Here is a 20,085-nt window from a genome sequence, read left to right as displayed (position 1 = left end):
ATGGGGGGCGGCGGGGCCGCCGTTGGGGCACAGCGTAGCCCGGCGGGGCGCGCCGCGCAATGCGGCGCATGGGGCCGGACGGGTGCGTGCGGAAAATTCGATGTGCCGGTGGATGCGGGCCGGGCGGGGCATGTGAGGCCCGTGCGCCGCTGTCTGGCGGGCGCGTCCACGAGCGTCCGGCGAGAGCCCGGCGAGGCTCGGCGAGGCTCGGCGAGAGCCTGGAATGACGGGCGCGTAACGGGAGTGTGCCCATTACCCCAAGCCCGGCATGATGGCAAGGGCCGGATGCGTTGCACCGCTCGCCGAGTGCGGCTACATTGGCCGCCAAGGCGTCGCGGCCCCGCCCCGTCCGGGTTCCTCATGCCCGGCCATGCATGCCGCACTCCCTCCGCTCCCCGTCCGCAAGCCCGCAGGAGGCGCATCCATGAAGCAACTGCTTTCCACCCGCGAGGTGGCCAAGGTGCTCGGCGTCAACGAGAAGATGGTCTACAGCCTGATCACCGAAAAGGGCCTGCCCGCCACCAAGGTGACCGGCAAGTGGCTGTTCCCGGCGCATCTCGTGGAGCAATGGCTGGAAAACAACACCGTGAACCATCCGGAGCGCTCCGGCGGGACCATGCAGCCGGGCGGCGGCGTGCTGGTGGTGGCGGGCAGCAACGACCTGCTGCTGGACAAGGCCCTGGGCCTGTTCGCGGACCTGAACCCCGGCCACATCGCGGCCTTCGCCAACCTGGGCAGCCTGGGCGGCCTGCGGGCCATGCGCGAGGGGCTGTGCCACATGGCGGCCAGCCACCTGATGGAGGGCGGTCCCGGCCATGCGGCGGAGCCTGCCCGGCCCGAAGCGGCCCAAACAGGCGCGGTCCAGACCGGCGCGGGGGGCGGCGGAGGAAAATCCGGCCGCGACTACAATTTCGGCCACGCCCGGCGCGAACTGGACGAGGCCCCGGCGGTGATCAACTTCTGCATCCGCGAGCAGGGCTACCTGGTGGCCCCCGGCAACCCCAACGCCGTGCGCGACGCGGGCGACATCGTGCGCAAGGGGCTGCGGGTGGTCAACCGGCCGCTGGGCACGGGCACGCGGCTGCTGTTCGACACCGAGCTTTCCCGCACGGGGGCCGACCCCACGCGCATTCCCGGCTACGGGACCGAGGTGCGCCGCCATCTGGACGCGGGCATCGAGGTCTTGGCGGGCCGGGCCGACGCCGCCCCCGGCATCCGCGCCGTGGCCGGGCTGCTGGGCCTTGGCTTCGTGCCGGTGCAGCGTGAACGGTTCGACCTGCTGGTGCCCCGCGCCCGGTACTTCGACCGGGGGGTGCAGCTGTTCCTGGGCATGCTGGTGGACGCGCGCTTCCGCGCCCTGGCCGACGGCTTCGAGGGGTACGACCTGTCCCGGGCCGGGCGGGTGGTGTTCCCCGGCGACGCGCCGTAGGGCCACGCCGGACGGGGCGCGGCCTGTTCCCAAAACGCCAAGGGGCACTCCGGCCGTTGCCGGGGCGCCCCTTTAGTGGATGCACGCCGGGATTATGCGTCGCGTTCCGCATTCGCCTCAGCGTCCGGTCCGGCAGCGTCCGGGCCCTGCGCCCCGCGCGGGCCATGCGGGCCGAACCCGTCGTGCCGCCCGTGCCGTCCCCGTCCGCCGTGCCCGCCGCGCCCGCCACGGCCATGCCCGCCGCCGCCGAGCCCTTCTTCCGCGTCCGCGCGGCCTTCGGGGCCGTGCGCCGCATGGCAGCAGCCATGCCCGTGGGGACCGTGGCCATGATGTCCGCCACGCCCTTCATGGCCGTGCGGCGCGGCATCCTCTCCTCCGCAGCAGCCGTGGCCGCCCCGGCCCCGGCCATGCCCATGCCCATGTCCGCCCATGCGGCGGCAGGCTCCGTCTTCGCCGTCCCTGGCCTCCAGCGAGGCGATGAGCTTGTCCAGCAACAGGGAAAGGGCCTCCTGCTCCTCTGCGGACAATCCGGTCAAGGTGGCTTCCGCCGCGTCCTTGCGGGCCTGGCGCACCTCGTCCACCATGGCCCGGCCCTTGTCGGTCAGGAACACGGCGCTCATGCGCTGGTCTTCCTCGTGGCGGCGGCGCTCGATGCTGCCGTCGCGCGAGAGCTTGTCCAGCAGTTCGCTGAGCGAGGGGGGCTGCACGCGCAGCAGGGCGGCCAGGTCGCGCGGGCTCTGCCCGTCCTGTTCGGCCAGCAGGGCCAGGACGCGGCCCTGCCCGCGATGCGCGCCGCCGCGACCCCCATGTGGGCCGTGCGGGCCGTGGCCCCGGTGCAGCAGGTTCATGCAATAATGCAGCTGATGAAACAGCTTTTCGGTGGTGGAAATGTTCATGGATGTCTCCTTGCGTGTTTTCGTTAGGTGCCTAATGAGACGAGTATAGGCATCCGCCGTGCGCGGTCAAGGAGAATTCATTAGGTGCCGAAATATTTTTTGCAAGGGACCGGAACGATAACAGCCCCCGTCCGGTGTGGACAGGGGCTGTCGTAATCGCAAGGGCGCGCAAGAGGGATTTTTGTTTCTGCCGAGGAAGAACGCCCTTTTTTGAAGGGAGTATACTCTTGCTGTATTCGACCTGAAAAAAAGATGTTCTGACGAAGGCAGAAGCAAAAAGACCCTTGCGCGGTCAGTAGCCGAGCAGACTTTCCTTGCCCGCCACCGACGGCCGCATGTCGCGCTTGCCGGGCTTGGCCCCGCCCTCGAAGCGCACCAGGATCATGCCCGCGAACTTTTCGCCCCGGTACACTTCCACCCGGTAGATGTTGCCCGACTTGTCGATGGAAAAGCGGTTCTGGAAGTCCTTCTTGCGGATGGGCACGTCGCATTCGCTGTCGTCGCGCGCGCCGGGCCGGGCCACCTGCGCGCCGATGGCGTTGACGCGGTGCCCGTCCACGGGGTGCACGGTGAAGGTGTCGCGCACGGTGACCATGCGGCCGAAGGGCACCACCACCTTGCGGCCGTCCACGTCCAGCGAGAGCGAGCCGGGGCCGTCGGTGTACTCGCGCCATTCGGGGGTGATGCGGGTCAGCGCCCGGTTGCCGTAGAACACGCGGTAGCCGTCGTCCTCGTCCACCACGGCCAGGATGGGCTTGGAGGCGGTGAACAGGAGCTTTTCGCCCTTCTTGAGCGGGATGTACCCCAGCGAGGCGCGCACGTCGTCCAGCGGCAGGTACAGCCGCTGGTCGAAGAAGGCCACGGCCACGTCGTTCTCCAGCGCGGCCAGCACGCCGCGCGGGGTCAGGGCGAAGTCGCGCCTGAAGCCCACGCCCGCCTGGCGCAGGAACGATTCCAGCACCCGCAGGTGGTAGTACGAGCGCTGCTCGGTGGAAAAGTCCTTGCTGGCCTCTATGCCGAAGGCGGGCTTGCCGTGGCGGATGGCGAAGTAGGTCAGGGTCTTCTCCATCTCGCGGTCGCCTTCGGCGGTGCGGGTGTTCTTCAGGTGGTATTCGTGCATGGGGCTCAGCAGGCCGCCGTTGGCCTCGCGCACGGCCTTCTGGGCCATGGCGGCAAGGTCGCCGTGGCGCGCGCCGGGCAGGGTGGCCTGGTCGATGATCACGCTCTGCCCCCAGCGCATGGGGTTGCGCATGGGGCCTTCGTTCTTGGGGCGGTAGAAGCCGCTGCCGTCGTGCAGGTTCAGGATCAGGTCCACCCGCTTGTCGAGGATGATGTCCTTGATGCGGCAGACGGTGTCGTATTCCGGGTCGTCCCTGCGCAGGGCGGCGAACTTGCGGTTCATGTCGCCGTTGGGCCCGCGCGAGCGCTTGATCATGCTGGGAAAGTTCAGGTTGGGCACCACCCACACCGAGCCGTTCGTGATGGCGTAGTGGGTGACCAGCAGCGACGCGGCCGAGAACCCGCCCGGCTCGTCGCCCTGGATGCCGCCCACCACCAGCACGGTGGGTCCGCTGCCGGTGCCCAGCTTGTACAGGTTGAAGTCCAGTTCGGTGTGGCGCGGCGGGGCCTTGGTCAGGTCGGCGGCGGTGACGACGGCGGGCGCGGGGCTGGCCGAAGCCACGGCCTGCGTGATTGCCGGCCTTCCGGCCTGGGCCGGGGATGCCGCCGTGGCGGGCGCGGCGTGCAGGCAGAGCAGCGCGGCGAGACAGTACAGCCAGGGGCGGACGCCGTGGCGGAATGCGGCCGGGCGCGGTGCGGTGCGGTACGTGGTCATGCGGTGGCGACCTTGATGTGCCAGGGCTCGAAGCGGACCCCCAGCATGTTGTCCTGCGGGTAGCGCAGGGTGATGTAGCCCAGTTCTTCCAGCCGCCGGAACACCGGGGTGGCCGTGAAGGCGGAGGTGAAGTTGCGCGCGCCGTAGCCGCGCTGCCCCACGTCGAAGTCGCCTATGCCGTGGAACGAATACCCCGGCGGGGCCAGCGAGCGCGAGGCCAGCGACAGGTTGCCGCCGTATACGGCCGCCTTGGTGAGGAACAGGTGGAACTGCTTCATGATGCCGCGCACGCCCGACGTCAGCACCACCTCTTCGCCCAGCAGGCGGCGGATGGTTTCCCACGTGGCGCGCGGCTCGCCCTGGTAGACGTAGTTGCCCATGCCCGGCACCTTGTGCACCTCGCGGGCGGGAATGGTGGCCGTCAGCGAGTTCAGCGGCTTCATGCCCATGAACCCGTAGGCCGAGGCGTCGGCGTGGAACAGTTCGTCGATGAGGGCCAGTTCCTGCGGGCTGAAGGTTCCCACGGCCGGGTAGTTGCGCGCCACCCGCACCGCCTCGTCGAAGCCGAGCAGGTAGAAGAAGCCGTGCCCCACGGTGCGTTCCAGCCGTCCCAGCCTGTCGGTGGCGGCGCGCAGCACGGGGATGCGGTGCGGCGGCAGGGTGATGTCGCTGGGGTGGGGGCTGTCGAACCGGCGCATCTTGTACAGGTAGTCGCGCACGGCGTCGTCCACGCCGGGGGGGACGTCCAGGTCGTCGGGGTGGGCCGTCTGCTGGACGGCCAGGTCGTCGTCCAGCGGCGGCCGGGAATTTTTGGGGTCTGACGCGGGTTGGGCGGAAAGGGATGCGCCCGATGCGCCCGATGCGGTGGACGGGGATACACCGGGCGCGGAGGCTTCGGCGCCGGATGCGGCGGACCCCAAGGGGCCGCCGCCGCGCCGCAGGGCGGGACGCACGGCAGGCCCGGCAAGGGCGGTGCCCATGGCGGCCAGATGCAGCGCGCCAGCGCACGCGGCGATGAGAAACCGTCGTCTGTTCATGTGCCCGTTGCGTGCCCCCGAAAGTGTGGCCCCAGATGCGGTGTGTCCGGCGCGGTCAGGCGTGGCGAGCATGCTCCGGACGGAGCCTGCTCGGAAACCACACGGCCCTCGCACGAACCCTTGGACGGGGCCGCGTCCTGCCGCCGTGCGCCGGGGGAACCCTATCCGAAATCCGGGCGGAACTCAAAGGGCGGGTACGGCCTTGTATCCTGCGAAACGTGCCTGTGGGTGCCGAAAGTTGCCAAGCCATATTGCATGTCAGGAACGACTTCCAGTATTGGCAGCACGGGTGCAGGTCGGGACGGGCTGATCGCCGGTCTGTGTTGTGGGGATGCGTTTCAGCAGTTCCGTCGGCGTCACGGCGGACTATTTACCGGGTTTGCCGCGTTTCGGTCTGAAAAGGTGCAGGTCTGCGCGGTTCTCGTGTCTTGTTGCGTTGGCATGCTGCACGGGGTGGTTTGGTTTAGCGGCGGTTTTAAGCGGTCTCGGAGGGAGCGGATAGGTAGGGCAGCCCCCGGCGTCAGCTTGGCAGTTGTTGCATGTTTCTATATATGTAAACGCATGAGTTGCCGAGCGCATTGGGAGCCGGGTTGCTGCCATGCCAGGAATTTTCGCCTGATATTGCGTCAACGATGCAGTGAGGTTGGAGGATGAGCAATATTGTGGAAAGGTTGAAGTGCGATGCTTTGACGTTTCAACGTATTGCAATAATACTGCTTGTTATGGTTGATCATTTTGTTTGGTTTGGGTGCCTCCGATGAAGTTAACATTGCATATGTTATATGTATAGAGATAATGCGCATAGTTGCGATAGTATTTGCTTTGATGGCAACTGCACATGAATCCATGAATAGAATTTTGACAGCAATGATGGTGTATTGCTTTCTGATAGCTCTGATTGCGGGGTATAGTCACAGCGGGTATCATTATAGAATAACGAGATATGAAGATAGTGATTTTATGTATTTCATGAAAAATTCTGATGCAAAACCGGAAATTGTCGTGTTGTTTTTGTCGTCATGCGTGTATCTCTGCGTTGTATATTTTACACATAAACGCGGCATCGATTCTAAAAAATAAGGCAATATGCCATGGTGTATAGATGGAGCCAATATGAAGTTTGATTTTGAGGCGATACTTGTGCAGCGTGTCGTTGTGACGCTGATCGTTGTTGTTGACCATTTCGTATGGTATTTTGCAGATTTTTATAAAGATGTTAATGTTTACTATATAGTTTTCATTGAATTACTGCGGATAGCGGCTGTGCTTTTTGTTTTTTTATATAAAAGCAATGATGTTATGAGAAAAATTCTTACTGCCATGATGCTGTATTCATTTTTTCTCGCATTCGTAAATTTGTACGGAAGTAGCAATTCTTATTATGGGTTGAGCCCCCGTGTCATAACGAATGTATTCTATTTTAAAAGGTCATCGGACATAGAGTTTAAAGACTTGTGGCCGGCATTTTTCGCATGTGTTTATCTTCAATGTATATACTTTGCCCATAGATATGGAGAAAAAAGAATCGCAAAATAGTGGCGGCCACCTTCCTGTGGAAGGTGGCCGCGGCATTACTTGTCGACGAATTTGCCGGTTTCCGAATCTCTCGGATGTTTTGCCGGATCCCATTCTTTATTTTGAGATTGCACGCGCTCGTCCTTCTCTTTTTTCCGTTTTTCAGCAATTTTATCAAAGGTATAAGTAATAGGATGGGACTTGTCGATAGTCAAAAATCCCGTTGCAAACCCGCGTGCGCGGGGTCCCGCCTCCTCCTGCATTTTGGCGATGCCTTCCTTCTTCTCCTTGCTTCCGTACGGGTTATGACCACCACGGGCGCAGGTGCTCCAAGATGCCTTCTCCCTCCAGCCCCAGCGGGTCGAAGGCGCTGACCGGGTCGTCCACGCAGTAGTCGTAGAGGTCGTGGTCACCGCCGGTGTCGCCCAGCGGGTCGGGCGCGGTGAAGCGTCCGGTGCGCGGGTCGTAGTCGCGGAAGCCGAAGCGCACGAGGCCGGTGTGCCGGTCCACCAGCCCCCCGGCGAAGCCCAGCGGCAGGAAGAAATAGGGGCAGGTGTCCAGCAGCAGATTGCCGAAGCTGTCGTGCTCCAGGCGTTTCACCACCTTGCCGTCCGGGTCCATCAGGGCCTTTACCGTGCCCACCTGGTCGCGCCCGATGCGGAAGGTGACGGAGCGCGGCGGCGGGGCGGCCTCCCCGTCCTTGCGGAAGATGGACAAGTCCAGCAGGCCCCCTTCCAGGTTGTCCAGCGCCGGGCCGTGCATGGTGACGGCCTCGGGCGCGCGGTCGCCGCCGTAGTGAAAGGTGTAGTCCCAGCCGGTGCGGTGGTCGCGGAAGCGGGCCAGGCGCAGCGGGTCGAGCCATTGGTATTCCTCGCTGGGCCGTCGTTGCGCAGCACCATGAAAGGCATGCCGTGACGGCCGAAGCGGTAGCGGATGATGTCGCCGCCGGGCAGCACCACCGAATCGAGGGCCACGGGCGCAAGCTCGCCATGGGGGGCATGGGGCGAGCCCCCGGCGTCGGCGTTTCCCCCGTTTCCCCCGTATCCGTAGTAGAACCATGTGCTGGTGCGACCCTCTTCTCGGCAGCGCAATGTGCCGTCCGGGGCGTACATGTAGCGTGCCCGTCCGGCACGCACGAGGCGGCCCGCAGCGTCGTAGGCAAAGGCGCGCTCCGTCTCCATGGTCCGCAGCGCGTCGCGCGACATGCCGGGCAGCGGGGCCACCCGCGCCTCGGTGCGCTGGCCCGCCGCGTTGTAGGCGTAGCGTTACGCCACCTCGCCGTCGCGGCGCACCTCGGTCAGGTGGCCGCGCTCATCGTGGGTGTAGTCGTAGGTGGTGACGCGCCCCCCGCAGCGTTCCTGCTTTGCGCGCAGCCTGCCGTCGGGAGAGAAGGCGCACTGGCAGTCCAGCACGGGCGGCAGTTCTCCGGACGGCGCGGCGGCGGGGCTGCCTGCTCCGGGGGCGGGCAGGGAGGACGCAGGGGCCGGGGGCGCGACGGGGTTGGCCGTGGCGCGCGCGCCGGGCGTTGCGTTGCCGGGCGTCGTCGCTTGCTGTTCGGGGCGGGGCCGCTTGGCGAACACCACGTTGCGCAGAAAATCCTCGGTGGACATGGCCTCGGGAAAGCGTTGGGCCGGGGCGTGGCGGGACGCGCGCCCGCGAGAGAAGGCTGCCATGGGCATCTCCTTGTTGGAGTGTGGGGATGCCGCATGCCTACCACGCAGGTTTCGGCGCGCTTCGACCGCAAAGGGGTTGCACGCGGGCGGGAAGGCCGTCCGGAGGGGGCCGGACCATGGCGGCCGCGCCTTCCGCCGTCGCCCCGCGTTTCCGTGTGCGTCGCGTGTCAGCGGACGAGAGGGCACGAGAGGGCACGCGGCCGCATGGGGGCGTACCCCGCCCTCCTGCCCCGCCGCGTCTTGACCTTGCCGGGTGGCTTGATTAGCGTGGCACGTCTTCATCCACGCGACGCGCCGGACCCCCGGCGTGCGGCGCTCGTCATCACCGAGGCACGGCCGTGCCGCCATCGCTGGCCGCAACGTGGCCCGTCGGCGTGCCCCGCCAACGTACCCCCGAAAGACGCGGGGCATACCATTCCGAGAGGTAGGAACAATGGTCCAGAAAGCGGAAACCATCTGGTTCGACGGCAAGCAGGTGCCCTGGGACGAAGCCAACGTGCACGTGCTGACCCACACCCTGCATTACGGCGTGGGCGTGTTCGAGGGCATTCGCGCGTACAGGTGTGCCGACGGCGGTTCCGCCGTGTTCCGCCTGCGCGAGCACATGCAGCGCCTGCTCAACTCGGCCAAGATCCTGCGCATGGTCATTCCCTACACCGTGGACCAGCTCGTGGACGCCGTGGAAGAAACGCTGAAGCGCAACAAGCTGGCCGAAGGCTACGTCCGGCCGCTGTCGTTCGTGGGCGCGGGCGCCATGGGCGTGTACCCCGGCGACAACCCGGTGCAGACCATCATCGCCGCCTGGCCGTGGGGCGCGTACCTTGGCCCCGAGGCGCTGGAACACGGCATCCGCGTCAAGACCAGCTCGTTCTGCCGCCACCATGTCAACGCCATGATGACCAAGGCCAAGGCGTGCGGCAACTACGTGAACTCGGTGCTGGCCAAGATGGAGGCCAAGGCCGACGGCTACGACGAAGGGCTGATGCTGGACACCCAGGGCTTCGTGTCCGAGGCCACGGGCGAGAACATTTTCATCGTGCGCGGCAAGGTCATCAAGACCACCCCGCTCACCTCGGTGCTGGACGGCATCACCCGCAACAGCCTGATCACCCTGGCCCGCGAACTGGGCTACGAGGTGATGGAACAGCAGTTCACCCGCGACGAACTGTACATCGCCGACGAGGCGTTCTTCTGTGGCACCGCCGCCGAACTGACGCCCATCCGCGAGGTGGACCTGCGCGTCATCGGCAAGGGCAGCGCCGGTCCGGTGACCAAGCACCTGCAGGGCGAGTACTTCAAGGCCGTGAAGGGCGAAAACCCGGCCTACGCCCACTGGCTGCACCGCTATACCATCTAGGGTCCGTCCGTGTATGATCGCCGCACGCCGGGCACCCGTCCCGGCGTGCGGCGCGCGTTGCGGCCCCGGACGTCCGCCTCGCCCGTAACGCCCCCGGCTCCACTGCCGCACTGTCCCACGGCACGCATCAACCCGCGCCCCGTTCCTCCGGCCCCGCCCTCGCGGGACGGACGGAGCAGGCGGCGCAGCAGGCCCGCATCGTCATGAGCAACGCCCCCCTCACCGCCAGATACCGCCCGCAGACCTTTGCCGAGGTGGCCGGGCAGGAGACGGTAAAGGCCATCCTTTCCCGCGCCGCGGCGGAAGACCGCGTGGCCCCCGCCTACCTGTTCAGCGGCACGCGCGGGGTGGGCAAGACCACCATCGCCCGCATCCTGGCCAAGGCGCTGAACTGCGAAAAGGCCCCCACGGCCGAGCCGTGCAATACCTGCGAGCAGTGCCGCAAGGTGGTCATGGGCAACCACGTGGACGTGGTGGAGATCGACGGCGCGTCCAACCGGGGCATCGAGGACGCCCGCCGCCTGCGCGAGGCCATCGGCTACGCGCCCATGGAAGGCCGCTACAAGGTCTTCATCATCGACGAAGCCCACATGCTGACGCGCGAGGCGTTCAACGCCCTGCTGAAAACGCTGGAGGAACCCCCGCCGCGCGTCACCTTCGTGCTGGCCACCACCGAGCCGCACAAGTTTCCCGTGACCATCATCAGCCGCTGCCAGCACTTCACCTTCAAGCGGCTGCCCGAGCACGAACTGGAAGCCCACCTGACCGGCGTGCTGACCCGCGAGAGACAGGATTTCGACCCGGCGGCGGTGCGGCTCATCGCGCGGCGGGCGGCGGGCAGCGTGCGCGATTCCATGTCGCTGCTGGGGCAGGTGCTGGCGCTGGGCGGGGACCGCCTGACCGTGGAGGGCGCGCGCGGCGTGCTGGGCCTGGCCGGGCAGGAGCTGTTCTTCGAGGTCATGCGGGCTCTGGCATCGCAGGACTGCGTGGCGGTGTCCGCCGTGGTGCGCGACCTGCTGGACAAGGGCGTGGACATCGGGTTCTTTCTGCGCGAACTGGCCGCCACCTGGCGCAACCTGTTCATGCTGCGCCAGGCGGGCGAGGCCGCCCTGCCCGCGCTGGACCTGCCGGAAGAAGAGGCCCGCCAGTGGCTGGAATGGGCCCCGAAGTTCGAGATTTCGCACATCCACGCCTGCTGGCAGATGACTCTGGAAGGCCAGCGCCGCGTGCTGACCAGCCTGGAACCGGCCATGGCGCTGGAACTTCTGCTGCTGAACCTGGCCATGCTGCCGCGCCTCGTCTCGCTGGAGCAGTTGTCGCGCGGCGGGACCGGAGGTTCCGCCGGAGGGCGCGGCGTGCCCGGAGGACAGGCGGGCGGGCAAGCTGGCGGACAAGCTGGCGGTCCGGGCGGATATGGCGCCCAGGCGGTTCAGCCCGATGAGCCTGGCCAGCCGGTCCAACAGGTCCAGCCGGTCCAGCCCCCGCAGGGGCGGTATCCCGGTCCGGGGCAGGCGCGGACCCAGGCTGCGCCGTCGGCGCCGTCCATGTCCTCGGGATCGGGGGGATCGGGGGCATCGGGGGCGTCCGGCGTATCGGACGCGGGCGGCTTTCCCCGTCCGGAACGTCCCGCCCCGGCGGCGGATCCCGTGTCCCCGCGCGGCGGGTCCGGCACCTCGCTGCCATGGGACGACGTGCCGTACCCCGCGCCGTACCCCGCACCGGACGCTGGCGTTGCTCCCGGTGGTCCGGATGCGCTTGACCCGGCGTCCGGCGCATCCGCACCCGTCCCCCAGGGCAGCGGCACGTGGGACGGGTTCGTGCAGTATTGCCTGGAGCGCAACGGAGAGGGCGGCAACGGCCTGTCCGTGCTGCAACGTGTTCGGGGGCGCTGTGCCGGTGGGCGGCTGACCATCGAAACGAATTTCAGCACGCTGTACAACCAGCTCTGCTCGCCGGGCAACCAGAATGCCCTTGCGGAGCATGCCCGCGCCTATTTCGGCGACGGGACCACGGTGGAGGTGCAGCCCCCCGCCACCCGCATCAAGACCCCCTCGGAACTGCGCGTCGAGGCCGAACGGCACCCCGCCGTGGGCCTGCTGCGCGAGCAGTTCGGGGCCACCATGCTGTCCTGCCGGCCGCTGGCCGACGGGCAGCCCCAATAGAACCATCCGGAGGAATCCATGCGCGGTATGAACGACCTCCTGCGCCAGGCGCAGGTCATGCAGACCAAGATGAGCAAGCTCCAGGCCGACATGGCCGAACGCACCCTTGAAGCCACCAGCGGCGGCGGCATGGTCAAGGTCACCGTCAACGGCAAGCAGGAAGTGCTGTCCATCGCCATCGACCCCAAGGCCGTGGACCCCGGCGACGTGGAAATGCTCCAGGACCTGGTGCTCACCGCCGTCAACGAAGGGCTGCGCCAGGCCAAGGAGATGATGGAGAAGGAGATGGGGGCGCTCACCGGCGGCCTGAAAATCCCCGGCCTCTTCTAGGAGGCGTCGCCACAAGGGGACTTTTGCCCTCTGCCTGCGTCAGAACGCCGTTTTGCTCCGGTCGAGTACGAGAAGAGTACACTCCCTTCACAAAACGGCGCTCTTCCTTGGCAGAGAACAAAATCCCCTCTTGTGGCGACGCCTCCTGATTCGGAAGGGGGACCTGCGGCGACGCCTCTGCGGTGCCTGCGCCGCCGGAGAACGAAAATCCTGTCGCGCGGGGGTACCCTGCATGGGGTTCGCGACGTACCGGCGACAAGAGCAACCGATTTTCGCAATGTAACCCGGAGTGTCCGTGCAGCGACTGCCCGAACCCCTGAAGGCGCTGGTGGAGCAGCTTTCCCGGCTGCCCGGCCTTGGGCCCAAGTCGGCCCTGCGTCTTGCCATGACCCTGCTGAAGTGGCCCGCCAGCGAAACGCGCCGGTTGGGCCGGGCCGTGCACGACCTGCGCGACAACCTGCACCTGTGCGGGCGCTGCGGCGCGCTGACCGACGTGGACCCCTGCGGTATCTGCACCGACCCGGCCCGCAGCGGCGAGACGTTGTGTCTGGTGTCGGAGTGGGATTCCCTGCTCACCCTGGAGGAGGGCGGCTTCTACAAAGGCCACTACCTCATCCTGGGCGGCCTGCTGGTCCCGCTGGACAACCTGCACGCCGATTCGCTGGAACTGGACCGGCTGACCAGAAGGCTGGCCGAGGGCGCCGTGCGCGAGGTGGTCATGGCCCTCGGCACCACCGTGGAGGCGGAAAACACCGCCACCTACATCCGCAACATGATCGCCCGGCAGTACCCGCAGGTGCGCGTGACGCGCCTTGCCCAGGGCATCCCGCTGGGGTCCGAGGTCAAGTTCATGGACCGGGAGACGCTCAGGCAGTCCATGCAGTACCGCCAAGACCTGTGACGAAGCTACACACGGCGTTTTTTCGCCCTCCGGCTGCGTCAGGCTCGTCCCGTGCGAAGGTCGAGTATGAAAGAATACACTCCCTTCGCCCGGAACTCGCCTTCCTTGCCGGAGAACGAAAATCCTGCCGTGTGCACGCTTCGTCCTGATTGCCGCCCGGCAACAGTCCTGAAAAAAGAACGGGAAAGAAACCCCGCCCGCCTTCACTGCGAAGGCGGGCGGGGTTGTTCGTGGGGGGATGCCGTGCGGGGCTACGCCGCCGTGCCCTTGGCGTCGGCGTCGGGCATGGCGTTGCCCGTGGGCGGCAGGCACCGGGATTCGATGCGCTGGGCGGCGCATTGGGCCAGTTCGCCCACGGTGCACAGCAGCACGCGGCCGCGCTCGAAGTGTTCCACCGGGGCGTCGCAGGTGCGCAGTTCGCGCAGGGCGGGCAGGGCTTCGGGCGCGGACAGCACGCCAAGGGACCAGGCCGCCGTGCCGCGCGCGGGCAGGTCGCAGTCGGCAAGGCCCGCCAGCAGGGCGGGCACGGCCGTTTCGGCGAAGCCGGGCAGGCAGGGCCGTTCCTGGGCCAGCCGGCCGATGGCCCAGTACACCCCGCGCCGCAGCGGGGCGTGGTCGCAGTAGTTGTCGTCCTTGCCCGTCTCGCGCACGTACGAGACGAGGATGCGGTGGTATTCGTCGGCAAGGCGGGAATGGCAGGCCAGTATTTCGCCGAACGCCTCGGGGATGCCCCAGCCGATGTTTCCCGATTCCTCGTTCATGTGCCACATCAGGCGGCGCATGATGATGCGGGCGTCCTCCATGTTGGCGTCGGCGATGCGCGCCACCACTCGTCCCAGGGCCACCACGGCGCGCCATTTGGCCTCGCCGCCCAGCAGCAGGCACGACAGCAGCGGCCCCACGGCCCCCTTGCCGGGCAGGGCCACGATGTCGTCCAGGTGTTCTTCCCACTCGGCGGAAGCGAGCAGCGCGCGCAAGTGGGTCTTCAGCGATCTGAAGCGGGGCATGCTCTCCTCCTTTCCCGTGTCGTGCCGGGCGACGGCTTCGCCCGAGCGTGCAGCATGCACCATAACAAGGTGAGCGCATGATGCAACCCCGGCCCGTTCCGGCCCATTCCGGCCGTCATGCCCGTCAGCGCTCCGCCATGCGGCGCGGGCCGGGGCAGCCCCACGGCACGTTGCGGGCCTCGCCTCGTTGCGCGCCCCATGGCGATTGGCTATGTTCGAAACATCGTATCCTTCCGGCCCAGACGCCCCAGAGGCCCCGCACATGTCCAGCGTCGCAGACCTCTTTGCCAGCATCGTCGCGCAGCACGTGCGCGTGGCGGCCGTTTTCCTTCCCTTCCCTTTCCCCTTCGCACGCTCATGACTTCCATGACCGGCCACCTGCGCACCATCCTTGCGCACCATTGGGCGCGTTTTCCGCTGCGGCACCTGCTGCCGCGCCGGGTGCCGCCCGCGCCCGGCCTGCGCCTGCGGCTGGTGGGGTGGTGCCTCCTGGTCTGCCTGCTGCCGCTGGGCATCGTCAGCGCGGTGTTCGTGCAGGTGACCGCGGTGCAGACCGACAGCTACCTGCATGCCCAGGGGCGCACCCTGGCCGACGCGGCCTCGCTGCAACTCACCCGCCTGTCGCGCACGGCCGAGGCCCTGGCGCGGGTGGTGGCCGGGCTGCGCACCGAATACGACGGCGACATGCCGGGGCTGCGCCTGCGTCTGGCCGAACTGCACGGGCTGTGGCCCCGGGCGTGCATCGAGGTGTTCGACATGGGCGCGGAGCCCGTGGTGCGCCTGCTGCCCGCCGGAGGCGCGGGGGATGGCCCCGCCACCGGCGTGACCTCCAACGGCGTCACCCCCAACGGCGCCACCATGGACGGGGCGCTGGTGGTGCGCCAGGCGTTGCGGGGGCTGTCGCGGCGCGACGTGTTCCGGTCCGCCGACGGCCTGTCCATCAAGGCGGTGGTGCCTGTCATCGTGCCCCTGGAGCAGTTCGGTTCCCGCATCGGCGGGGAGCATCGGCGTCCGCCGCTGCCCGCGCCCATGGGGCCCGCGGCCTTGCCGGAAGCCTCGTTGGGCAACGCGCCCCAGCTGCCGCAGCTGTCCCCGATGCCCACGTACGCCCCGTTCGCCTCGGACGTGGAGGAGATCACCGGCCGGGTGGACATGGAAGGGCTGACGGCCCGGCAGCACGGACGCATCGTGGGGGCGGCGGTGGTGTCGTTTCCCATGAACCGGTCGCTGTTGCGCGGCCTGGGAGACGCGGTGCGCGCCGACGTGGCGGTGTTCGACCTTGGCGGCGAGCGGCCGCGCGGCACGCTGTTCCCCGGCGACGGCACCGCCGACGTGGCGGACTGGCCGGACCGGCCCGATCTGACTCAGGGACTGACTCAGGGGGTGGGGCAGGGCCCGTCGCCTGGAGTGCCGTCCGGCGGGGGCACCCTGCTGGGGTGGCCGGGCGAGGTGCCCGGGCCGTTCGGCCGGGCGCAGGGTTTCGGCCAGGGGCCGGACCTGCCCTTCCTGCAACGTTACGAGCAGGTGGCGGGCAGGCCCTATCTGGTCAGCTACCAGCCCTTGCCGGGGGGCAGCGGCATGCCCGTGGGCGCGCTGGCCGTGTTCGTGGACGTTGAGCCGCAACGCTCGCGCCTGCGCACCGCCGTGGAATACACCCTGCTGGCCGCGGCGGTGGCCCTGGGGCTGTCCATCTGCACGGGGCTCCTCATCGCCGACCGGATGGTGCGCCCCCTGCACGAACTGCTGCACGCCATCCGGCGCATTTCGCTCGGCAACTACAGCGAACGACTGCCCCCGGCGGGCATGGCCGAGATCGGCCAGCTGGCCCAGGCCGTGAACCACATGGCCTCCACGCTGGAGGAAAACCGCACCAGCCTGCTGGGCGCATTGCAGGAAAAGGTGGAGTCGGGCGAACGGCTGGCCCGCGCCAACCGCGAGCTGGAACTGCTGAACTGGGAGCTTACCCGCGCTCAGGCCAACTACCGGCGCATCTTCGAGGAATCGGCGCAGGGCATCTACCAGTCCACGCCGCAGGGCCGCTTCTTGCGGGTGAACCCGGCCATGGCGCGCACGTTCGGGTACTCGTCGCCGTACGAGATGGTGTCGTCGGTGACGGACATCGGCGAGCAGTTCTACGTGCGCCCCGGCGAGCGCGAGGAATTGCTGCGCCGCCTGCGCCAGGAGGGGCGGGTGTCGCTGGAGACCTGCCTGCGCCGGCGCGACGCCAGCGTGGTGCACGTGGCCCTGACCGCCCGCGCGGTGACCGGCGAGACCGGCGAACAACTGTACATCGAAGGCGCGGTGCACGACATCACCGAGCGCGTGGAACGCCACCGCGCCGAGCGCGAGCGCGAGGCCGCCGAGGCGGCCAGCCGGGCCAAGACGCAACTGCTGGCCCGCATGAGCCACGAGGTGCGCACCCCGCTCAACGCCCTGCTGGGCATGGCCGACGTGCTGGACCGCACCCCCCTGGCCCCGGAGCAGCGCGGCTATCTGGACGTGCTGCGCAGTTCCGGGCATTCGCTGCTGGCGCTGCTGAACGACGTGCTGGACTTTTCTCGCCTGGAGGCGGGGCGGGTGGTGCCGGAGCATGTGCGCTTCCGCCTGGGCGAACTCATGGAGCAGGTCTGCCGCCAGATGGAGCCCGCCGCCGGTGCGGGCAGGCGGGGCCTGCGCCTGGACTGGGCCGCGCTGCCCGGCGTGCCCGGCGCGCTGGTGGGCGATCCGTTGCGGCTGCGCCAGATTCTGGGCAACCTGGTCTCCAACGCGGTGAAGTTCACCCCCGCCGGGCGGGTGATGGTGCTGGCCCAGCCCGCCGACGGCAGCATGCCGGGTCGTGACGGCGAAGCGCCGCGCGCCCCCGCGCAGGCCGAGGATGCCTGCCGCACGCCCCAGGGGCGGCGGGTGGAGGTGCTCTTCTCCGTGGCGGACACGGGCATCGGCATCCCGCCGGAGCATCAGGAGGTGGTGTTCGAAAGCTTCATGCAGGCGGATTCGTCCATCACCCGGCAGTACGGCGGCACGGGGCTGGGGTTGTCCATCTGCCGGGCGCTGGTGGAAATGCTGGGCGGCGCCATCTGGCTGGAAAGCGCCCCCGGCCGGGGCACCACCGTGTATTTCACCCTGCCCATGCAGCCCGCCACTGATGATGCCTGCACGGCGGACCCCGCCGGGCCGGACGCCACGGGCGACGGCCCCGTCACCGGACCGGAAGCCACCCCGCCACCGGCCGGGCCGCAGACCGGCGACGACGGCCTCGGACCGCGACGGCCCCTGTCCATCCTGCTGGTGGAGGACAGCCCCAGCAACCGGCTGCTTTTTTCGCTGTACCTGCGCGGGCGGCCGTGCGCCATCACCGAGGCCCACAACGGCGAGGAGGGCGTGGCCGCCTACGCCGCCGGGCGGTTCGACCTGGTGTTCATGGACATCGAAATGCCGGTGATGGACGGCTACCGGGCCACGCGGGCCATCCGCGACCTGGAGCGCGAGCGGGGCCTGCCGTCCACGCCGGTCGTCGCCCTGACGGCGCACGTGGTGGGAGAGTTCCGCGACGACTGCGCGGCGGCGGGGTGCTCCGGCTTTCTGGCCAAGCCCTTCTCGCGCGGGGAACTCTTGCGCTGCATGGACCGGCATTGCGGAACCGGCGGCGAGGACGCGGGGGATGCTTGCGGGGGTGGGGAAGGCATGGCCGACGGGGGCGGCGCGCACGCCGACCGGACCACGTAGGGCGAGGCTTGGCGGAGCCTACCCGCTCCGTATCCGGAGGCAGCCTCTAGCGCAGCCCGGCCACGGACAATACGAGTTCCGCCGCCATGCGCCCGCCGCCCCGGCGGGGGGCCATCCATTCCTCGAAGCGGTGGCGCACCGCCTGGCGTTGCAGGGGACTGCGCAGTTGGCGCAGCAGGGCCTCGGCCAGTCCGTCGCCGTCGGCCACCTCTGTCAGCAGCCCGGCCTCGGCCAGCCCGCCGCCCACCCACGCGAAATTCTCGCGCGACGGCCCCACGCAGGGCGCCACCCCGTGCGTCAGCGGTTCCAGAAAGTTCTGGCCGCCCAGCCGGGCCAGCGATCCGCCCACGAACACGGCCGTGGCGCTGGCGTACAGCGCGGCCAGTTCGCCGAACACGTCCCAGACCAGCACCGTGCCGCCTGCGGCGGACGCACCGCCGGGAGGGGCCGTGCGCCGCGAGCGCAGTTCCCACGGCAGCCCGGCCTGTTCCAGCGCATTGACCCACGCGGGCACGCGATGCATGTGGCGGGGGGCCACGGCGATGTCCGCGTCGGGCCGTTCCCGCAGTATCCGCTGGATGACCGGCAGCAGGGCGGCTTCCTCTTCCTCGCGCACCGACCCCAGCACCACCAGCGGAGCGGATTCCCGCAGCACCGTGCCTGTCAGGCCCGGCGACGGAGGGGACGACGGCGGGGCGGGCGAATTGGGTGAACTGGGCGAACCGGGTTCGGGCAGGGCCCGGTCGAACTTGATGTTGGGCATGACCGAGGTGCGCTGGCGCCCGAACAGCAGGCCGAAGCGCTGGGCGTCGTCGGGCGAGATGGCGGCGATGCGCGCCGGGGCCAGCCCGCGCCAGAAGTCCGGGGTGAGCAGGTACCCGGCCAGGGTGCGCGGGGTCATGCGGCCGTTGACCACGGCCACGGGAATGGACCGCGCCGCGCACGCGGAAAGCAGGCCGGGCCACAGTTCCGTTTCCAGCAGGGCCACGGCGCAGGGGCGGGCCTGGTCCAGCGCGCGGCGCATCAGGCCCGGCTCGTCGAAGGGAAAGTAGCGCACCTGCACCCGCAGGCCGGGCCGGTGTCCGGCGGCCCAGTCACGGGCCTTTTCCAGCACTTCCACCCCCTGCCGGGTGCACGAGGTGAGCAGCACGGACAGCCTGCCGTCCTGAGTGGCGGATATGCCGCCGTCCAGATGGCGCAGCAGTTCCCACGCCAGGTATGCCTCGCCGCCGGAGGCCGCCTGCACCCACAGCTGGGCCGCCTCGGCCCAGCCGTCGGGCGCCAGGCGCTGGTCGTAGCCTTCGGTCAGGCGGGCGTTGCGGCGCAGCAGGGGGCGGGCCAGACGCCACACGCCGCCGTAGACGGCCAGCAGCGCCGCGTGCAGGTGGTCGGACTTCATGCGGAACCTTTCTTGCGGGGCGGAAGGAAAGAGGTGTTCGGGAGTGGCGCGGCCCGCCGGGCGGTCCGGCGGACGCGGCGGGGCATCAGCCCGCGTTGACCGCCAGTTGGCCGTCGCGCAGCCCGGCGTCGTGCAGGGGCACGCCCAGCCGTGCGGACAGGGCGCGTTCGATGTCCACGGCCTGCTCATGCGATTCACGGATGCGTTCCCGGATGCGCTCGGTGCGGCCGTACCGCTCGATGAGGTCGTCGAAGCGCTCTTCCAGCTTCACCAGCCGGTCGTGCTTCACGCGCTTGTCGGCGTAGATGATGATCAGCGGCATGAGCCATTGGGGCACGGCCACGTCCACCCGCCACGGCCAGTGCACGTGGTGCATCACCCCCTGGGCGATGCGCGGGTTGCCCGTCTCGTGCAGGGTCCACGCGCCGCCAAGCTGGGCGTGGTTGCCCCCGAAGCGGATGGTGTAGTCCTTGGCGATGTCGTGCAGCAGGGCGCAGGCCAGCACCGAGGGCAGGTGCAGGTCCGCGCCGCCCCCTCCGCCCGTTCCGTCAGCCATGGCGGCGCGGGCCAGGGCCATGGCCATGTCGGCCACCATGCTGCTGTGGGCGCGGATGTGCTCGGGCATGGCGTAGCGGTCCCACAGGGCATGGCAGGCGGCCGCGTCGGGCACGGACCAGGCGTCCGGCGGGGCCGGGGGCGCGAAGCTGATGGGCGGCAGGTCGTCCGGCGTCATGCAGCGGATGGCCGCCGCCTCGCGCGGGTTTTCCGTATCGCCGGTGAAGGGCATACCCCCGGTGACGGTCATGCGATCTCCTCTGG

At 68.6% G+C, this 20,085-nt stretch carries 15 protein-coding genes; 6 read left to right on the top strand and 9 right to left on the bottom strand.

What is annotated here, in order from left to right:
• The first annotated feature begins 424 nt into the window (after nt 1–424).
• Nucleotides 425–1,429: a substrate-binding domain-containing protein gene (locus ACR4XJ_RS14695; RefSeq protein WP_434755909.1), complete on the top strand. Its 1,005-nt coding sequence runs from the start codon at nt 425–427 to the stop codon at nt 1,427–1,429.
• A 92-nt stretch (nt 1,430–1,521) separates the two neighbouring features.
• On the opposite strand, the gene ACR4XJ_RS14690 is transcribed toward ACR4XJ_RS14695, so the two are convergent.
• The 6 genes from ACR4XJ_RS14690 to ACR4XJ_RS14665 form a co-directional block, all read right to left on the bottom strand.
• Entirely contained in the window at nt 1,522–2,325 is an 804-nt protein-coding gene (locus ACR4XJ_RS14690) for a MarR family winged helix-turn-helix transcriptional regulator (RefSeq protein ID WP_434755908.1), read from the bottom strand.
• 292 nt (nt 2,326–2,617) lie between these two features.
• Nucleotides 2,618–4,159, bottom strand: coding sequence for a M99 family carboxypeptidase catalytic domain-containing protein (locus tag ACR4XJ_RS14685; protein ID WP_434755907.1), 1,542 nt, complete (start codon nt 4,157–4,159; stop codon nt 2,618–2,620).
• The gene (locus ACR4XJ_RS14680; RefSeq protein ID WP_434755906.1) at nt 4,156–5,196 is read right to left on the bottom strand and encodes a M15 family metallopeptidase; all 1,041 of its coding nucleotides are present in this window, start codon (nt 5,194–5,196) and stop codon (nt 4,156–4,158) included. Before ACR4XJ_RS14680 ends, ACR4XJ_RS14685 begins: the two co-directional genes overlap by 4 nt.
• 1,571 nt (nt 5,197–6,767) lie before the next feature.
• Nucleotides 6,768–6,974 carry a hypothetical protein gene (locus tag ACR4XJ_RS14675; protein WP_434755905.1) on the bottom strand — a complete coding sequence of 69 codons (207 nt, stop codon included), beginning with the start codon at nt 6,972–6,974 and terminating at the stop codon, nt 6,768–6,770.
• Between the two features lie 40 nt (nt 6,975–7,014).
• Nucleotides 7,015–7,473, bottom strand: coding sequence for an RHS repeat domain-containing protein (locus ACR4XJ_RS14670; RefSeq protein WP_434755904.1), 459 nt, complete (start codon nt 7,471–7,473; stop codon nt 7,015–7,017).
• Between the two features lie 503 nt (nt 7,474–7,976).
• Nucleotides 7,977–8,384 carry a hypothetical protein gene (locus tag ACR4XJ_RS14665; RefSeq protein ID WP_434755903.1) on the bottom strand — a complete coding sequence of 136 codons (408 nt, stop codon included), beginning with the start codon at nt 8,382–8,384 and terminating at the stop codon, nt 7,977–7,979.
• Between the two features lie 433 nt (nt 8,385–8,817).
• Between ACR4XJ_RS14665 and ACR4XJ_RS14660 the strand changes: the two genes are divergently transcribed.
• The 4 genes from ACR4XJ_RS14660 to recR all read left to right on the top strand — a co-directional run bounded on the left by ACR4XJ_RS14660 (nt 8,818) and on the right by recR (nt 13,134).
• The gene (locus ACR4XJ_RS14660; protein ID WP_434755902.1) at nt 8,818–9,741 is read left to right on the top strand and encodes a branched-chain amino acid transaminase; all 924 of its coding nucleotides are present in this window, start codon (nt 8,818–8,820) and stop codon (nt 9,739–9,741) included.
• 203 nt (nt 9,742–9,944) lie between these two features.
• Nucleotides 9,945–11,903, top strand: coding sequence for a DNA polymerase III subunit gamma/tau (gene dnaX / locus ACR4XJ_RS14655; protein ID WP_434755901.1), 1,959 nt, complete (start codon nt 9,945–9,947; stop codon nt 11,901–11,903).
• Nucleotides 11,904–11,921: 18 nt separating this feature from the next.
• Complete coding sequence (locus tag ACR4XJ_RS14650; RefSeq protein WP_434755900.1) at nt 11,922–12,233, top strand: YbaB/EbfC family nucleoid-associated protein; 312 nt, start codon at nt 11,922–11,924, stop codon at nt 12,231–12,233.
• Nucleotides 12,234–12,528: 295 nt separating this feature from the next.
• Nucleotides 12,529–13,134 (top strand): recombination mediator RecR, encoded by a 606-nt coding sequence (gene recR, locus ACR4XJ_RS14645; RefSeq protein ID WP_434755899.1) that lies wholly within the window; start codon nt 12,529–12,531, stop codon nt 13,132–13,134.
• A 251-nt stretch (nt 13,135–13,385) separates the two neighbouring features.
• Here the strand turns inward: recR and ACR4XJ_RS14640 are convergent, their stop codons facing one another.
• Nucleotides 13,386–14,141 carry a DVU0298 family protein gene (locus tag ACR4XJ_RS14640; protein WP_434755898.1) on the bottom strand — a complete coding sequence of 252 codons (756 nt, stop codon included), beginning with the start codon at nt 14,139–14,141 and terminating at the stop codon, nt 13,386–13,388.
• Between the two features lie 357 nt (nt 14,142–14,498).
• Here ACR4XJ_RS14640 and ACR4XJ_RS14635 point away from each other — a divergent pair, with 357 nt between their 5' ends.
• Nucleotides 14,499–17,867 (top strand): ATP-binding protein, encoded by a 3,369-nt coding sequence (locus ACR4XJ_RS14635; RefSeq protein WP_434755897.1) that lies wholly within the window; start codon nt 14,499–14,501, stop codon nt 17,865–17,867.
• 46 nt (nt 17,868–17,913) lie between these two features.
• Here the strand turns inward: ACR4XJ_RS14635 and ACR4XJ_RS14630 are convergent, their stop codons facing one another.
• Together ACR4XJ_RS14630 and ACR4XJ_RS14625 are read right to left on the bottom strand one after the other, a co-directional pair.
• The gene (locus ACR4XJ_RS14630) at nt 17,914–19,266 is read right to left on the bottom strand and encodes a 3-deoxy-D-manno-octulosonic acid transferase (protein WP_434755896.1); all 1,353 of its coding nucleotides are present in this window, start codon (nt 19,264–19,266) and stop codon (nt 17,914–17,916) included.
• Nucleotides 19,267–19,351: 85 nt separating this feature from the next.
• The gene (locus ACR4XJ_RS14625) at nt 19,352–20,071 is read right to left on the bottom strand and encodes a phosphohydrolase (protein ID WP_434755895.1); all 720 of its coding nucleotides are present in this window, start codon (nt 20,069–20,071) and stop codon (nt 19,352–19,354) included.
• Nucleotides 20,072–20,085: the final 14 nt, after the last annotated feature.

The organism is Nitratidesulfovibrio sp. D1 (assembly GCF_051133415.1).
Taxonomy (GTDB): Bacteria; Desulfobacterota; Desulfovibrionia; order Desulfovibrionales; family Desulfovibrionaceae; genus Cupidesulfovibrio.
Note: the sequence above shows the minus strand (reverse complement) of the source record. Positions and strands in the feature narration are given on the sequence as shown.

Bases quoted from the DNA above. Each gene is read 5' to 3' on its own strand.
- ACR4XJ_RS14640 (WP_434755898.1), bottom strand. From the start codon at position 14,141: ATGCCCCGCTTCAGATCGCTGAAGACCCACTTGCGCGCGCTGCTCGCT.
- ACR4XJ_RS14675 (WP_434755905.1), bottom strand. From the start codon at position 6,974: ATGCAGGAGGAGGCGGGACCCCGCGCACGCGGGTTTGCAACGGGATTT.
- ACR4XJ_RS14625 (WP_434755895.1), bottom strand. From the start codon at position 20,071: ATGACCGTCACCGGGGGTATGCCCTTCACCGGCGATACGGAAAACCCG.
- ACR4XJ_RS14680 (WP_434755906.1), bottom strand. From the start codon at position 5,196: ATGAACAGACGACGGTTTCTCATCGCCGCGTGCGCTGGCGCGCTGCAT.
- ACR4XJ_RS14630 (WP_434755896.1), bottom strand. From the start codon at position 19,266: ATGAAGTCCGACCACCTGCACGCGGCGCTGCTGGCCGTCTACGGCGGC.
- ACR4XJ_RS14635 (WP_434755897.1), top strand. From the start codon at position 14,499: ATGACTTCCATGACCGGCCACCTGCGCACCATCCTTGCGCACCATTGG.
- ACR4XJ_RS14665 (WP_434755903.1), bottom strand. From the start codon at position 8,384: ATGGCAGCCTTCTCTCGCGGGCGCGCGTCCCGCCACGCCCCGGCCCAA.
- ACR4XJ_RS14650 (WP_434755900.1), top strand. From the start codon at position 11,922: ATGCGCGGTATGAACGACCTCCTGCGCCAGGCGCAGGTCATGCAGACC.
- ACR4XJ_RS14685 (WP_434755907.1), bottom strand. From the start codon at position 4,159: ATGACCACGTACCGCACCGCACCGCGCCCGGCCGCATTCCGCCACGGC.
- ACR4XJ_RS14670 (WP_434755904.1), bottom strand. From the start codon at position 7,473: ATGCACGGCCCGGCGCTGGACAACCTGGAAGGGGGCCTGCTGGACTTG.
- ACR4XJ_RS14660 (WP_434755902.1), top strand. From the start codon at position 8,818: ATGGTCCAGAAAGCGGAAACCATCTGGTTCGACGGCAAGCAGGTGCCC.
- ACR4XJ_RS14695 (WP_434755909.1), top strand. From the start codon at position 425: ATGAAGCAACTGCTTTCCACCCGCGAGGTGGCCAAGGTGCTCGGCGTC.
- ACR4XJ_RS14690 (WP_434755908.1), bottom strand. From the start codon at position 2,325: ATGAACATTTCCACCACCGAAAAGCTGTTTCATCAGCTGCATTATTGC.
- dnaX (WP_434755901.1), top strand. From the start codon at position 9,945: ATGAGCAACGCCCCCCTCACCGCCAGATACCGCCCGCAGACCTTTGCC.